The organism is Kribbella voronezhensis, from assembly GCF_004365175.1.
Lineage (GTDB): Bacteria > Actinomycetota > Actinomycetes > Propionibacteriales > Kribbellaceae > Kribbella > Kribbella voronezhensis.
In genome coordinates this window covers 2356645-2371007 of record NZ_SOCE01000001.1, presented here as the reverse complement: position 1 = coordinate 2371007, position 14363 = coordinate 2356645, and the positions used below count along the sequence as shown (strand labels likewise).

Annotated in this window: 16 protein-coding genes; 9 read left to right on the top strand and 7 right to left on the bottom strand. The window is 68.6% G+C overall.

Annotation, left to right across the window (positions count from 1 at the left end):
- Window positions 1-43 precede the first annotated feature (43 nt).
- Window positions 44-949 (top strand): LysR family transcriptional regulator, encoded by a 906-nt coding sequence (locus tag EV138_RS10680; RefSeq protein ID WP_133978217.1) that lies wholly within the window; start codon window positions 44-46, stop codon window positions 947-949.
- 37 nt (window positions 950-986) lie between these two features.
- Entirely contained in the window at window positions 987-1457 is a 471-nt protein-coding gene (locus EV138_RS10675; protein WP_133978216.1) for a YkvA family protein, read from the top strand.
- 12 nt (window positions 1458-1469) lie between these two features.
- Here the strand turns inward: EV138_RS10675 and EV138_RS10670 are convergent, their stop codons facing one another.
- Window positions 1470-2462: a serine/threonine-protein kinase gene (locus tag EV138_RS10670; RefSeq protein ID WP_133978215.1), complete on the bottom strand. Its 993-nt coding sequence runs from the start codon at window positions 2460-2462 to the stop codon at window positions 1470-1472.
- A gap of 79 nt (window positions 2463-2541) precedes the next feature.
- On the opposite strand from EV138_RS10670, the gene EV138_RS10665 reads away from it, so the two are divergent.
- Entirely contained in the window at window positions 2542-3081 is a 540-nt protein-coding gene (locus EV138_RS10665) for an RNA polymerase sigma factor (RefSeq protein ID WP_133978214.1), read from the top strand.
- Window positions 3082-3107: 26 nt separating this feature from the next.
- Window positions 3108-3737, top strand: coding sequence for a hypothetical protein (locus EV138_RS10660; protein WP_133978213.1), 630 nt, complete (start codon window positions 3108-3110; stop codon window positions 3735-3737).
- 17 nt (window positions 3738-3754) lie between these two features.
- On the opposite strand, the gene EV138_RS10655 is transcribed toward EV138_RS10660, so the two are convergent.
- From EV138_RS10655 to EV138_RS10630, 6 genes are all read right to left on the bottom strand, one after another.
- Window positions 3755-4780, bottom strand: coding sequence for a S66 family peptidase (locus EV138_RS10655; protein ID WP_133978212.1), 1026 nt, complete (start codon window positions 4778-4780; stop codon window positions 3755-3757).
- Between the two features lie 64 nt (window positions 4781-4844).
- A complete protein-coding gene (locus tag EV138_RS10650) occupies window positions 4845-5720 on the bottom strand; it encodes an aldehyde dehydrogenase family protein (RefSeq protein WP_133978211.1) in 876 nt (291 codons plus the stop codon).
- A complete protein-coding gene (locus EV138_RS10645) occupies window positions 5710-7146 on the bottom strand; it encodes an aldehyde dehydrogenase family protein (RefSeq protein WP_133978210.1) in 1437 nt (478 codons plus the stop codon). The genes EV138_RS10650 and EV138_RS10645 overlap by 11 nt, the downstream gene beginning before the upstream one ends.
- Window positions 7147-7150: 4 nt before the next feature.
- Complete coding sequence (gene deoC / locus EV138_RS10640; RefSeq protein ID WP_112246468.1) at window positions 7151-8107, bottom strand: deoxyribose-phosphate aldolase; 957 nt, start codon at window positions 8105-8107, stop codon at window positions 7151-7153.
- 102 nt (window positions 8108-8209) lie between these two features.
- Window positions 8210-9148, bottom strand: a complete 939-nt coding sequence (locus tag EV138_RS10635) for a phosphotransferase family protein (protein WP_238158059.1) — start codon at window positions 9146-9148, stop codon at window positions 8210-8212.
- A 70-nt stretch (window positions 9149-9218) separates the two neighbouring features.
- On the bottom strand, window positions 9219-9851 hold the full coding sequence (locus tag EV138_RS10630) for a TetR/AcrR family transcriptional regulator (RefSeq protein WP_133978209.1): 633 nt from the start codon (window positions 9849-9851) through the stop codon (window positions 9219-9221).
- 43 nt (window positions 9852-9894) lie between these two features.
- On the opposite strand from EV138_RS10630, the gene EV138_RS10625 reads away from it, so the two are divergent.
- From EV138_RS10625 to EV138_RS10605, 5 genes are all read left to right on the top strand, one after another.
- Window positions 9895-11013, top strand: coding sequence for an FAD-dependent oxidoreductase (locus EV138_RS10625; protein ID WP_166678549.1), 1119 nt, complete (start codon window positions 9895-9897; stop codon window positions 11011-11013).
- Between the two features lie 110 nt (window positions 11014-11123).
- Window positions 11124-11684: a PH domain-containing protein gene (locus EV138_RS10620; protein WP_133978207.1), complete on the top strand. Its 561-nt coding sequence runs from the start codon at window positions 11124-11126 to the stop codon at window positions 11682-11684.
- Window positions 11685-11761: 77 nt separating this feature from the next.
- The gene (locus EV138_RS10615; RefSeq protein ID WP_238158058.1) at window positions 11762-12547 is read left to right on the top strand and encodes an alpha/beta hydrolase; all 786 of its coding nucleotides are present in this window, start codon (window positions 11762-11764) and stop codon (window positions 12545-12547) included.
- A 111-nt stretch (window positions 12548-12658) separates the two neighbouring features.
- The gene (locus EV138_RS10610; RefSeq protein ID WP_133978205.1) at window positions 12659-13594 is read left to right on the top strand and encodes a neutral zinc metallopeptidase; all 936 of its coding nucleotides are present in this window, start codon (window positions 12659-12661) and stop codon (window positions 13592-13594) included.
- Window positions 13595-13807: 213 nt separating this feature from the next.
- The gene (locus EV138_RS10605; RefSeq protein ID WP_133978204.1) at window positions 13808-14257 is read left to right on the top strand and encodes a hypothetical protein; all 450 of its coding nucleotides are present in this window, start codon (window positions 13808-13810) and stop codon (window positions 14255-14257) included.
- Window positions 14258-14363: the final 106 nt, after the last annotated feature.

Sequence of the window (14363 nt, the reverse complement as noted above, 5' to 3'; positions counted from 1 at the left end):
CGATTGGCGTAGTCAGCCTTAGGCGCAGACGTAGGCTGAAGATATGCGTTACGACCTGGATGATCTGCGGCTGTTCGTGCATATCGTTGCAGAGGGCTCGATCACGGCCGGTGCCGCTCTCGCGCATCTGAGTCTGCCTTCGGCGAGTGCGCGGGTCAGAGCGCTCGAAGGTCACGCGGGTGTACCGCTGCTGATCCGCGAGCGGCGCGGAGTCCGGCCGACACCCGCCGGCGCGACGCTGGCTCGCCATGCACGCGAAGTACTGGCACAGACAGCGCAACTCGACAGCGCCGTCGCGAGCTACACCGCGCCTCGAACGAAGCCTCTGGTGATCGTGGCGGGAACATCCGGCCTGCACCGCGTAGTACCGCAGGCTCTTGCGTCGTTCCTGCGTGAGTATCCGGAGTACGACGTGACGGTGTCCGAGCAACGCACGCCGCAGAGTCTCCGAATGCTTGCCGAAGGCAACGCTGACCTCGGTGTCGTCGTCGACGAGCAACCGACCGAGCTGCGCACCGAGTTCCTGGCCGACGACTCGCTCGTGGTGATCGGGCCGGCTGACGGGATCCTCGCGGACCGTACGGCGATGACGTACGCCGAGGCCGCCGAGCATCCGATGGTCGGCCTGCACCCGTCGACGGCGCTGCGGCGCTGGATCGACAAGGCACTCGGTCCGCACGCCCCGGTCCCGCGCTACCGGACACTCGCGCCGAATCTTCACACGGTCATCGCCCTCGCGACCGCCGGCGCCGGCCTGGCGATCGTTCCCCGTCGCACCGTCGATTCGCCAAGCCGCACCGGGGACCCAGGGACCGCGCCGCTGGCGGTCCGGCCGCTCCGCGATCCGTGGGCCACTCGGCAGCACCTGCTCTGCTACGCCACCCGCCGACCCGGCCATGCCGTGAAGGCACTGGCCCACCATCTCCACCTCGCCGCGCAACCGGAGTAACCCGGCGCGTACTGCCGCGCGGCATTACAGTCGATGGATGGTGGTTTTCGGTGGGTTCCTGGCGGTGATGGGACTGGCGACGCTCATCTTCCGGCACGGCGATGTCGTCGGCGCATCGCCCGTCGGTATCGGTGTCGTGCTGCTGGTCCTGGGTGCGGCGGTCGCCGGGCTCGGCGTCGTACGCCGGGTGGTCGGCCGGCGTCGGCGGGCTGCCCGGGGTGAGCCGGAGCCGGTCGGGAACGTCATCGAGCGCGCTCAGGCGTTGCCGCGGTTGGTCCGGGCGGCCCGAAGTGGCGCCTATCCCGGGCTGCCGAAGAGCAGGCTGGCGTTGTGGCTGTTCGCCCTGCTCTACCTGGTGTCGCCGATCGACGTCCTGCCGGACCTGCTGCCGATCATCGGGGTCGCCGACGACGCCGGAGTCGCGGTCTGGCTGTTCAGCAGTGTCTCCACCGCGGCAGGTCTGTACCTGCGTCACGAACGCGACCGCGCGAAGCGTCCGTACCTCTAGAACGCCGGTAGCTCACCGGCCGGAGAGGAACCAGCCGCCGGCACCCGCGAGTACGAGCAGGACGGGCAGCATCACCAGGATCGGCAACCGGCGCCGGCGAGGTCTGCCCACAGGGGCCGTCGTCGTCCCTTCCCCGGTCGCGAGGACCGCAGGCGCCGGGGTCTCCTGCTCCACCCGGTATGCCTCTGCTTCCAGCCGCTCGGCCAGCGAGTCGGCCCGCTGCCACCGCTCGCCGACCCGGTAGGCCAGGGTCCGGGCGAGAATGGCGTCGATCTCGCCGACGGAGTCGCCCAGCCACGGTCGCAGGCTCGGCGGGTCGGCGTCGGGGTCGCGATTCAGTACGTCGGTGATCGACGACACGACGTACGGCGGTCGCCCGGTCAGCAGCGCATACGTCACCGCTCCGATCGCGTACACATCGGCGCGCTCGTCGAAGCCACCTGACTCCCGGCCCTGCTCCGGCGCCATGTACGACGGGGTGCCGACGGCCTGGGTGAGCCCGGACGCCTCCGCGATGCGTTTCGCCAGGCCGAGGTCGGCCAGCACGATCCGGTGGGTTCCGCCGCCGGTCTGGTCCGCGCGGGTCGGGCGGAGCAGCAGGTTCGCCGGGGTGATGTCGCGATGGACGACACCCTCTTCGTGCAGCGCTGCCACGGCCCTGGCCAGATCGGCACCCCACCAGAGGGCGTCCGCGGCTGCGATCGGACCCTGCTTGATGATGTCGGCCAGGCTGCCGCCGCCGATGTGGTCCATCACGAAGTACGGCCGGCCGTCGGGCAGTTGGCCGAGGTCGAACACCCGGACCACCCGGTCGCTGGCGATCCGGCGCATCAGCCGCGCTTCGGCCAGGAACCGCTCGCGGACGTCGCTGCGCGAGGCCCAGTTCTCGGCCAGCACCTTGACCGCCACGTCGATGTCGAGATCGTCGTCGTACCCGCGCCAGACCGTGGCGAAAGCACCCGCGCCGATCTTCGACTGCAGCCGGTAACGTCCGATGACATCCATTCCGGCTATTGTCGGTGACGGAGAGGATCAAGGCGAACACCGGGCAGGATGACCACGAGCACGGGGCCGCTGGGGGAGTATGAACGAGGAACTGGAAGGTCTTGCCGTTCGGGCGGCGGGCGGTGACGAGGCCGCGCTGGCCCAGATCCTGCAGGAGGTCCGGCCGCAGGTGCAGCGCCGGGTGGCCAAGTTCCTGCCGCATCGTGAAGACGCCGAGGAAGCCGTCCAGGACACCCTGATGACGGTGGCGACCAAGATCCACACGTTCCGCGGGACCGGCAGCTTCGCCGGCTGGCTGACCGTGGTGGCGACCAACTGTGCCCGCCAGACCTACCGGTCGCTGAAGCGGCGCTCGGTCGAGCAGTCGGCCGAGGTGCTGCCCGAGTCGGTCGACCCGCGAACCACCTCGGTGATCGCAGGCTCCCGGCTGGACCTGCTGGAGGCTCTCGAAGCGCTCGAGTCCAACCATCCCCAGCTCGTCCAGCCCCTCGTACTGCGGGACCTCGGCGCCCTCAGCTATGCCGAGATCGCCGCCGAACTGTCCGTCCCCCTCGGCACCGTCAAAGCCCGCATCCACCAGGCCCGCAAAGAAGTCGCCCAACACCTCACTGTCCGATGAGGTCATTGATCGCTTAATGTAGTCATATGACCACGCTAAGCAATCAGCTGTGGAAGTCAGTGGTGCTCGGTTCGGCGCTTTCTCTCCTTGCTGGTTCGGCCGTCGCTGGGCCGGCCGCGCTCAGCTATACCTGCCAGGCGGACACCAAGTTCGGGCATCAGCACTTCTCGCTGCGGCAAGGAGTCGGCGCGTCGGCGCCGGCGGTGGTGCAGCCCGGTGCGGTGTTCGACATCGTCGTCGAGGCGAATGCCGGCTCGTTGCCTGGGGAGGTCAAGGGCTTCAAGGTGAAGGAGGTCCGCGACCTGTCGCTGCGGGTGCCGGTGCCGGCCAACTCCAGCTATGTCGGTGCGACTCTGACCGGAGGGTCAGGACTCGGGTCGACGCCGACCGTGGAGGCGGCCAACGGCGTCGTCACGATCAAGGTGTCCGGGCCGATCCCCGGTGGGGCCGGTTACCAGTTGCCGAGGTTGATCGTGAAGCTGCGGGCGGGCCGGTCCGGCGCGATCGAGACCAGGTTGCAGGGCAGCAGTTTCGACAACCCCGGGCTCAACCTGCAGGCGACCATCAAGTGGAAGTTCGTCACGATCAAGTCCGCGGTCGCCTGCTATCCCGATCCCAACACGCCGCTCACCCACACCGACATCCGCGCTACCTGACGCGACCGGAGGCGTAGTCAGTACGTGACGGTGATGCGGCGGTTCGCCGGGTCGAGCTGGGCGTGGCCGCCGTACGGGAGGACGAACTGCGGGTCGGTGTGGCCGATGTCGAGGCCGGTGACGAGCAAAGCGTCCGGGTTGTACTCCGAGAGCGCGCGGCGGGCGGCGGCGTACTGGTTCTCGACATAGGTGTCGCTGTCGGGACGTGGGAGTTCGTTGCCCAAGGCCCATGCTTTGGGGCGGCCCCAGAGAACGGCCTGGAAACGTTCGAGCAGGCCGCGTTCGCCGAAGTTCCGCAGGATCCGGTAGACCGTTTCGGCGGCCGGCATCTCCTCGCTGGTCTCGAGGAAAAGGATGCCCGAGTACTGCTCGACCGGGAGCATCCAGCGGTTCGCGGCGAGCTGCCAGTCGAGGATCTCCAGGCAGCCTCCCCAGAGCTTTCCGGTCACTGGCGATTCGCCGTACCAGGTCCAGTCGGTGGCCGGGAACAGCTCGGGCTCGGGCGTGCCGAACTCAGGACTGCCCCAGTCGAGGTTGCGGTCGGTCCAGCCCGCGCCGGGGGCGAGCTCGAAGTCGCCGGAGCTGAAGAGCGCGGCCCGCAGCGAGCGCTCGCTGTCGGGATGCATGCTGCCGCTGCGGCCGAACTCGACCATCACGCTGCCGCCGTGGAAGGCCGGAATCCCTTGCGTGTAAAGGAAATTGAGCAGGTTCGTGTTGTCGCTGTAGCCGAAGAACGGCTTCGGGTCGGCGCGGAGGACGGCCGGATCGAGGTGCTTCAGCACCGTCAGCTGGTCGTCGCCGCCGATCGACGCGATCACGGCGCGGATCGACGGATCCGACCAGGCCGCGTGCAGATCCGCGGCCCGCTCCTGCGGCGTCGAGCGGAGCTTCCGCGTCGTCGGATACTCCACCGGCTCCAGCCCGAAACCGCGCAGCCGCTCGAGGCCGAGCTCGTACGGCGCCGGGAAGATCTCCGGCAGCCCGCCGGACGCGGACACGATCGCGACCTTGTCGCCAGGCTTGGGTTTCGCAGCGAACAGCATGGCGTCACGGTATGCGAAGGGCGCCGTCACCGGCCATCCGGTTTCGGCGCCCCCGCGGTGCGGTTCAGATCCCGATCGGGTGCCAGACCGTCTTCAGTTCGAGGTACTGCGTCAGCCGGGACAACCCTGGCGACTCGGTCCAGTCCTCGTCGGCGGGACGGCGTACCCGCTTGAGGTTCTCCGCGGCAGCGGCCTCGAGCGTGGTCGCCTCGTCGTGATCCTGCACGCCGGCGAGATCGATCGCGTTGACATCGAGGTGCGCCGCCAGCCACGGCCCGATCTCCGACGCGGACCCGGTGAGGATGTTGACCACCCCACCCGGTACGTCGGACGTCGCCATCACCTCGCCCAGCGTCACCGCCGGCAACGGGCGCTCGAACGAGGTCACCACGACAGCGGTGTTGCCGGACACGATCGCGGGGGCGATCACGCTGGTCAGGCCGAGCAGACTGGAGTCCTGCGGCGCGAGCAGCGCGACGACACCAGTTGCCTCGGGCAACGAGAAGTCGAAGTACGGCCCGGCGACCGGGTTGCTCGAGCCGACCACCTGGGCCAGCTTGTCGGCCCACCCGGCGTACCAGACCCAGCGGTCGATCGAGGCGTCGACGAGCGCGCGGGCCTTGCCGATCGACAGGCCCTCGGAGGCGGCGACCTCGGCGCTGAACTGCTCGTGCCGGCCCTCCATCACCTCGGCGATCCGGTACAGCACCTGGCCGCGGTTGTAGGCGGTCTTCGCCGACCAGCCACCGAACGCCTTGCGGGCCGCGACGACCGCGTCCCGGGCGTCCTTGCGGGAAGCCTGCGAGGCGTTCGCGAGAAACTTGCCCTTGGCATCGTTCACGACGTACGAACGGCCCGATTCGCTGCGCGGGAAGGCGCCGCCGACGTACAGCTTGTAGGTCTTGCGCACATCCAGCCGGGCGCCGTCTTTAGTGGGCAAGGTAGGCCTCCAGACCATGACGGCCGCCCTCGCGACCGTAGCCCGACTCCTTGTAGCCGCCGAACGGCGAGGTCGGGTCGAAGCGGTTGAACGTGTTCGCCCAGACGACGCCGGCGCGCAACTGGTTCGCCATCCACAGGATCCGGGAACCCTTGTCGGTCCACACCCCGGCGGACAGGCCGAACGGGGTGTTGTTCGCCTTCTCGACCGCCTCTTGCGGGGTGCGGAAGGTGAGCACCGACAGCACCGGGCCGAAGATCTCCTCGCGGGCGATCCGGTGCGCCTGGGAGACGCCGGTGAAGACGGTAGGCGGGAACCAGAAACCCTGGGTGGGCAGCTCGCACTCGGGCGACCAGCGCTCCGAGCCCTCGTCCTCACCGACCTGGGACAGCTCGCGGATCCGGGCCAGCTGCTCGGCGGAGTTGATCGCGCCGATGTCGGTGTTCTTGTCCAGCGGGTCGCCGACGCGCAGGGTGCCCATCCGGCGCTTGAGCCGCGCCAGCACCTCGTCGTACACGCTCTCCTGGACCAGCAGCCGCGACCCGGCGCAGCAGACGTGGCCCTGGTTGAAGAAGATGCCGTTGACGATGCCCTCGACGGTCTGGTCGATCGGCGCGTCCTCGAAGACGATGTTCGCCGCCTTGCCGCCGAGCTCCAGGGTCACCTTCTTGTCCGTGCCCGCGACCGCCTTCGCGATCGCGCGGCCGACCGCGGTCGACCCGGTGAACGCGACCTTGTCGACGCCCTCGTGCTCGACCAGCGCCTGACCGGTGCGGCCGGCACCGGTGATGATGTTCACCACGCCCGGCGGGAGGTCGGCCTGCTGGCAGATCTCCGCGAACGCGAGCGCGGTCAGCGGCGTCGTCTCGGCCGGCTTCAGGACGACGGTGTTGCCGGCCGCGAGCGCCGGGGCGATCTTCCAGGCCAGCATCATCAGCGGGAAGTTCCACGGGATCACCTGCGCGGCGACCCCGAGCGGCCGCGGGTTCTCGCCGGCGCCGGCGTACTCGAGCTTGTCCGCCCAGCCCGCGTAGTAGAAGAAGTGCGCCGCCACCAACGGCAGGTCGACGTCACGCGACTCGCGGATCGGCTTGCCGTTGTCGAGCGACTCCAGCACGGCCAGCTCCCGCGACCGCTCCTGGATCAGCCGGGCGATGCGGTACAGGTACTTCGCGCGGTCGCGACCCGGCATCGGGCCCCACACCTTGTCGTAGGCCTTGCGGGCCGCCCGCACCGCCTTGTCGACGTCGGCCGGACCGGCCTCGCTGACCTCCGCCAGCACCTCCTCCGAGGCGGGGCTGACCGTCTTGAACGGCTTGCCGTCGGTCGCCTCGGTGAAGGCGCCGTTGATGAACAATCCGTACGACGACTTGATGTCGACGATCGCGCGCGACTCCGGCGCGGGTGCGTACTCGAATCTGCTCATGCCCTCAGTCCAGCGTGAAATAGTCGGGGCCGGGGTAGTTCCCGGTGGCCAGCTTGGTGCGTTGCATCAGCAGGTCGTTCAGCAGACTGGAGGCGCCGAAGCGGAACAGCTCCGGGTCCAGCCAGTCGGGGCCGGCCGTCTCGTTGACGGTGACCAGGTACTTGATCGCGTCCTTCGCCGTCCGGATCCCGCCGGCCGGCTTCACACCGATGTGCAGACCGGTCGCCTCGTGGTAGTCGCGCACGGCTTCCAGCATCACCAGGGTCACCGGAAGCGTCGCGGCGGGGGAGACCTTGCCCGTCGAAGTCTTGATGAAGTCCGCACCCGCGAGCATCGCCAGCCACGAGGCACGCCGTACGTTGTCGTAGGTGACCAGCTCGCCGGTCTCCAGGATCACCTTCAGGTGCGCGTCGCCGGCCGCCTCGCGGATCGCGGCGATCTCGTCGAAGACCAGCCCGTACCGGCCGGACAGGAACGCACCCCGGTCGATCACCATGTCGACCTCGTCGGCGCCGGCCGCGACCGCGTCCTTGGTGTCCTGGATCTTGATCGCCAGGCTGGAACGGCCGCTGGGGAAGGCGGTTGCGACACTGGCCACGTTGATGCCGGTGCCCTTGAGCTCGAACTTCGCGGTCGCCACCAGGTCCGGATACACACAGACCGCGGCCACCTGCGGCGCGGTCGGGTCGGCCGGATCGGGCCGTTTCGCCTTCGCGCACAGGGCTCGCACCTTGCCGGGAGTGTCCTGACCTTCCAGCGTGGTCAGATCGATCATCTGGATCGCCAGATCCAGCGCGTACGCCTTGGCGGTGGTCTTGATCGACCTGGTTCCCAACGTGGCGGCCCGCGCCTCGGCGCCGACCTGGTCGACGCCCGGCAGGCCCAGCAGGAACCGGCGCAGCCGATCCTCGGACGAGGTCACGTCGGCAAGACTGTCGACGCCAGTGTCGGTAGTGGTCACCCACCCCACTCTACTGCGATTTTTCGCCTCTCCCGCACCGAGAACACCCCGTACGCCGACCCCTCCCGCGCCTCCTCCGTGGGCTGCCGAAGCGGGGTGTTGTCAGGAAAGCAGCGCCTCGAGTTGCGGGAGGCGGTTGAACAGGTCGGGAAGCCCGCGCAAGCCGCCCTGTGCCGACTCGTGAGACAGGGCGAGGTCCGGGCCGGTGGGCGCTTCGACGCCTGCGAGGCAGCGGAGGATGTTCCATCTTGTGAAGCCGAGCCAGCCGCCGATCAGGTAGACGAACCAGCTCGGGCCCGGCGGCGGCAGCGTTCCGCCTCCGGCGACATATCCGTCGAGGACCGAGCGGAAGATCGTCGGCTCGATGTCGTCGAAACCAGGTCCCTTCGCCAGGCTCAGTGCGGTTGAGCCCAGTTCGCCGGACAGGTCGAGCATCCCCGAGAGCTCCCAGTCGAGTACCACGGGCCGACCGTGTCGAACCAGCAGGTTCCACGGCTGGATATCCCGGTGGGTCAGCACGACGGGGCCCGGCCGTTCGCAGGTGTCGACGAAGTGGGCGATCGCGAGGAAGGTCTCGACCTGGGAGGCGAGTTCGTCGGCCCACGGCTGTCCGGTCGCCACGGCTCGCTCGGCGAGCTCGGGCCAGTCCCGCGCCACCGGGTCCTCGCTCGACCCGCGCGGCCGGTCGACGTCGAGCGCGTGGAGGCGCGCGAGGATCTCACCGATCTCGAACCCGTACGCCGCCGGCACCGGCGCTTCGGGCAGCTTTTCGCCCTCGACCCAACGGTGGACGAGCAGGTGCTGACCAGCCCAGACCGGTTCCGGCATCGGGATTCCGGCAGCGAAGGCCGCCCGCTCGAACCTGAACACGTCCTCGACGTGGTAGGTCGACCGGCGATCGGCGAGGTTCAACTCCTTTACCGCGAACGAGCCCCGGTCGGTGTCGAGCCGGTACAGCCGGTTGGCGAACCCGCCGTGGACGCGGATCATCGGCCCGATCGGTGCGCCGAGTTGCGCGAGGTCGGAGGGCGCGTCGGTCACCCCACGCAATCTAGGGCTCGCAGTTCAGCAATGCACCGGAATTTCCCGCCGACCATGGAAGTCGGCCGAGTCAGCGGTCGGACAAGCGGCCGACGATTCGCGAGAGCTGTTCCGCGTACTCGTCTGCGAAGTCTGGTGCGGAAGGATCAAGTCCGAGCGCCTGGGCTATCTGCGGGAAAGTCACCGGCGCGGCCGACAGAGCGAACAGCGCCAGGCCGACGTACGCCGGGTCGAGATCAGCGGCGAGTTCGCCTTGTTTCTGGCGGGATCGGAAGTCGGTGAGCATCGCCTGGAAGCGGGCGGTCTGGGCCTCCCGGTCCGCTTCTACCGCCTCCTGGTCCACGCCCTGGCGGATGAGGAGGCGGGCCAGGTCGGGTTGGGCGAGGCTGGCACGGGCGTAGGCGGCGACGATTTCCGGCAGGGTGGACGCGCTTTCGGTGACGGTTTGCTCCCCGGCGCGCCAGCGGGCGCTGATGGCCTGGTAGAGGCCGAGTTTGCCGCCGAAGTAGTACGAGATCAGCTGTTTGTTGACGCCGGCTCGGGTGGCGATCTCGCTCACTCGGGCGCCGCCGAAACCGTGCGCGGCGAACTCGATCACTGCCGCGTCCATCAGTTGCTGTCTGGTCCGCTCGGCGTCGCGCTGGCGTTCGCCGGGAGCTGGCGATCTGTGCATGCGGTCAACTCTAGTGATGGCGTCAACCATCGTGCTAACTTAATTATCCAAACGGATGATAAGGAGCGAAGAGATGCAGGTGGCGATCATCGGAGCCGGTGTCGGTGGGCTGGCGCTGGCCCAGGGGTTGAAGCAGGCGGGCATCGACGTGCGGGTCTACGAGCGCGACGCGTCGGCGCGCTTTCGCAAGCAGGGTTACCGGATCCACATCAGTGAGGTGGGCGAGCAGGCACTGGCTGCCGTACTGCCGGAGGTTGTCCGTCGCCGGGTGATCGAGACCGCGACGCATCCGGGCGATCTGGTGGCCGGGTTCGACACCTCGCTGACGCCGACCTTCGAGCAGGTCTACCCGGGCGCCGGGCCGGACACGGTCAGTGCGATCGACCGGTACGCGTTCCGCCGGGCGCTGATGACCGGGCTCGACGACGTGCTCGTCTTCGGCAAACAGTTCACGTCGTACGCCGAGACGGCCGCCGGGCGCGTCCAGCTGACTTTCGCGGACGGGAGCACAGAGACCGCCGATGTCCTCGTGGGTGCTGATGGAGTCGGCTCGCGGGTCCGGGCACAGCTCGTGCCCGACTTCGAGGTGATCGACAGCGGGATCCGCTGTATCTACGGCAAGATCCCGGTGACCCCCGCAGTACGGGGTGTCGCGCCAGATGCGTTCCTGCGCGGATTCTGCTTCGTCACGGACGGACAGGGACCGGGTGCGGCCTTCGCGCCGGTGCTGTTCCGGACGCCCCCGGAGGAGTACGGCGACTACCTGATGGCGGTGATGACCGGGACGCAGGCGCAACTCGGCCACTCCGACGAGGAACTGTTCGGCATGGCACCCGGTGACCTGTGGGGTGTGGTGGCCAAGCACGTGGCCGATTGGCACCCGGCGATCGGCGAGCTCGTTGCGGCGGCCGATCCGAGCGCGGCCTTCCCGATCACCTTGCGCACCTGTACGGAGATCGCTTCCTGGCCGACGGGAAGGATCACCCTGCTGGGCGACGCCGTCCACCCGATGCTGCCGTCAGCCGGCGCCGGTGCGAACACTGCGCTGTGGGATGCGGCCCGCTTGACCGAGGCTTTGGCCGACGGCTCGCTGCCGGAGTACGAACGCGACGTTCGTCCGCACGCCCTCGCGGCGGTCGACGAGTCACTCCGGAACGCCAAGCACCTCTTCAACCTCGACCTCGGCGCGTGACCGACCGGCGTGTGCGGGTGGTTGCTGTGCGTGGTCGTCGTGGCCTAACTGGTATGTGAGGTGTCCGGTGAATTCTGGTTCGGGTCGGGGTGGGCGGTTACCTTGTCCCGGTGAAGTCCAAGACCAGTGTGAACGAGCAGTACCTGTCGACCTCCAACCGGATCACCGGTGTGGTGGTGATGGGGATCGGCGTGCTCGGGCTCCTCGACATCGTGTTGGAGTGGCGGACCGCGGGTGGGCTGATGGTCGCCGGGCTGATCGGGATCCTGATGGTGCTGGCATACACCGGGCTGGTGCGGCCGTCGATCAACCTGTCGCCCGAGGCCTTGACGATCCGCAACCATTTCCGCGACCACCAGGTCCCGTGGAACAAGATCACCGACGTCGACGTGACCGACATCCTCCGGGTGCACACCGAGCTCGGCAAGATCCGCTGCCCCGGCGTCCAGTTGGTGATGCGGGACATGCGCAAGCAGCGGGTCGGGGGCCGCAAGCTCAAGGCGGACAGCTCGATCTCGCGCGCGGACTTCGTGGTCGACCGGATCGAGAGCCACATGCAGCAGTACGGACCGACGGCCGAGGGTGAGGTCGTCACCACCTGGGCCCGGCCCGAACTGTCGATCATCGCCGTCCTCGCGCTGGTCGCCCTGCTCGGGGAGTTTTTCCGCTGAACCGCCGTACCTTCCTGGTCACGGCGATCGCCGGAGTCGGCGCACTCGCCGGTACGACGGGACTGGTCGAAGCCGGCGTGATCCCAGGCCGGGCCCGGGCGCACGAAGTACTGGGCCTGACCGGCAAGGACGGGACGATCCCCGACGTGGCGCCGGGTCGGGTAGTGTCCGGCAGCTTCGAGTCGGCAGCACGCCGTACGACGGTCGGCTGGTCGATCATCTACCCCGATCAGCGGCCGGCGAGACTGCCGGTCGCGCTCGTCCTGCACGGTCGCGGCGGCGATCACACCTCAGCGATCAACGACCTCGGCATCGACCGCCAGCTCGCTGCCGCAGTGTCCGCCGGGCTTCCGCCGTTCGCGCTCGCGACCGTCGACGGGGGCGCCGACAACTACTGGCATCCCCGCGCGAGCGGTGACGATCCGCAGCGGATGCTGACCCAGGAATTCCTTCCCCTGTTGGCGAAACACGGACTGCTGACCAGCCGGTACGGCGTACTCGGCTGGTCGATGGGTGGCTTCGGGGCTCTGCTGCTGGCCGCCGATGTCAAAGCTCCCAGGGTGGTCGCGGCGGCCGCGATGAGCCCGGCCCTCTGGCGTCACGCGAAGGACACCGCACCGGGCTCGTACGACGGTCCTGCCGACTTCGAGGCACACCAGCTCTTCGGCCGTGCGGCGGATCTCGCGGGGGTCGCCGTACGGGTCGACTGTGGGCGTGATGATCCGTTCGCGGCCGCGACGGAGCAGTTCCGGGCCGAGGTGCCGGCCGAGGGCGGGATGGAGGCCGGGCTGCACACGGCTGGTTACTGGCGCCGCATGCTTCCTGACCACCTGGAGTTTCTGGGGCGGAAACTCTCGATGTGACGGGAACTTCGGCCCGAACAGCTGCGTCCGAGCCCGTGTCCGTCCCCGGTGAACCTTTCGGTGATCCAAGATTGGGGCCGTAAGTCCCCCAAGTACTCGAGAGTGGAGCGCATGTACAACCTCTCCAGCAAGAAACTGCGCGGACTGGTCGGCGTGATCGCCATGGCCGGTTGCGCGGCCCTCGCCGTCCCGAGCGCGCAGGCCGCCCCGGCCGGCGTGACCGAGCAGCCGATCCCGATCCCGGGCGCCGCGGTCAAGCCGCCGACGACCTCCGGGACCCGGGGCATCGAAACGACCTCGGGCTGGAACGCCACCAGTTCGCGCAACGCGGTCGTCAACAACCGCCTCTACAGCACGCCGTACATCCCGGCCTCGGGCTGCAAGCGCCCGAACGTCACGCTGAACACCGAGTACCGGGTCCGGTACTTCGAGCAGGAACTCGTGCGCTGCCTGTACGCCGCCTGGCGTCCGGTGATCTGGCGGGCCGGCGGTCGGTACGACGTCAAGCCCGGCCTGGTCGTGCACGGCTACAACACGATCAACACCGCCTGCGGCTCGGTCACCGGACCGACTTCGTTCTACTGCTCCGCGGGTGGCGGCACGATCTACATCCCGTGGCGCCAGATCGTCAACTACTACGCGCAGAACCCGACGTTCGCCGTCGCGTACGCGACCAACACGATCGCGCACGAGTACGGGCACCACGTGCAGTCGATGACCAGCATCCTGACCGCGTCGTGGTGGCGCCAGCAGCACATGACCGGCGACGCGGCCCTGGCCGAGAGCCGTCGCCGTGAGCTGCAGGCCTCCTGCCTCGGCTCGGCCTACATCGGCGCGAACCGGAAGGCGTACCCGATGTCGGGCGGCCTGTACACCCAGTGGCGCTACGTGATCTCGCACTCCGGTGACATGCCGGGCTACCCGCGCGACCACGGCTCGTGGACCAACCACAACTTCTGGTCGCTGGCCGGCTGGAGTGGCGACGGCAAGGGCCAGCACGCCGGCAGTTGCCGGACCTGGTCGGCACCCGGCACCCGCATCGCCTGACCTGGGCGGCAAGGAGTCTGATGCAGTTCGGTAACACTGCACAGGTTCCCCGACCAGCTGTGTAACCCGAGGCGCCCGGAATGCGTTCTGCATTCCGGGCGCCTTCGCGTTTTGCCGACACGTACACGATCTGCGATCGTGTGGTTACCGTGTTTCGGGTCCGCACGCCTTACAGTCTTGTGTCGAACGACGAACGGCAGGAGTCAAGGGATCGTGAACTACGACGAGTTCAACACCGAGTACACCCGGGTGCTGGACAAGATCAAGAGTGGTACCTGCAGCTGGTCCGAGCTGTCCGCGCATGTCACCCGGCTGCGCAAGGCCACCGCGGGACTGACCAAACCGGTCGAGCGGAACCAGGTGGACAGCGATCTGGCCGCGCTCGGCCAGATGGTCGACCTGTCCCGGCGGACCAACGACCGCGAGGACGTCTGGACGATCACGTCCGAGGCGGTGCGGCGGGCCAGCAGCGGTGAGGGCACGGTCGCCGACCGGATCGGCCGGATCGAGGCGAGCATCAACGAGATCACTCACCTGGCGAACCGGAACCCGGACGAGCGCGAGGCGCTGATGCAGTCGACCAGCACCCTGCGGATCCTGCACTCCTCGCTGCAGAGCTCGCTGCGCGCCGAGCAGGCCGAAGCCGCAGCAGCAGTTCGCTGACCAGCTGATCCACAACTGCGAGCTTGCTCGCGTTCCCAGCCAGAGACAGACCTGCCACTCGCCCACCGCGCAGACGCGGGCGAGGAGCCGGGCCGGGCACGCGAGC

Coding starts and splice junctions, on each gene's coding strand:
- EV138_RS10680 (WP_133978217.1), top strand. CDS start 44: ATGCGTTACGACCTGGATGATCTGCGGCTGTTCGTGCATATCGTTGCA.
- EV138_RS10675 (WP_133978216.1), top strand. CDS start 987: ATGGTGGTTTTCGGTGGGTTCCTGGCGGTGATGGGACTGGCGACGCTC.
- EV138_RS10670 (WP_133978215.1), bottom strand. CDS start 2,462: ATGGATGTCATCGGACGTTACCGGCTGCAGTCGAAGATCGGCGCGGGT.
- EV138_RS10665 (WP_133978214.1), top strand. CDS start 2,542: ATGAACGAGGAACTGGAAGGTCTTGCCGTTCGGGCGGCGGGCGGTGAC.
- EV138_RS10660 (WP_133978213.1), top strand. CDS start 3,108: ATGACCACGCTAAGCAATCAGCTGTGGAAGTCAGTGGTGCTCGGTTCG.
- EV138_RS10655 (WP_133978212.1), bottom strand. CDS start 4,780: ATGCTGTTCGCTGCGAAACCCAAGCCTGGCGACAAGGTCGCGATCGTG.
- EV138_RS10645 (WP_133978210.1), bottom strand. CDS start 7,146: ATGAGCAGATTCGAGTACGCACCCGCGCCGGAGTCGCGCGCGATCGTC.
- EV138_RS10630 (WP_133978209.1), bottom strand. CDS start 9,851: ATGGTTGACGCCATCACTAGAGTTGACCGCATGCACAGATCGCCAGCT.
- EV138_RS10625 (WP_166678549.1), top strand. CDS start 9,895: ATGCAGGTGGCGATCATCGGAGCCGGTGTCGGTGGGCTGGCGCTGGCC.
- EV138_RS10610 (WP_133978205.1), top strand. CDS start 12,659: ATGTACAACCTCTCCAGCAAGAAACTGCGCGGACTGGTCGGCGTGATC.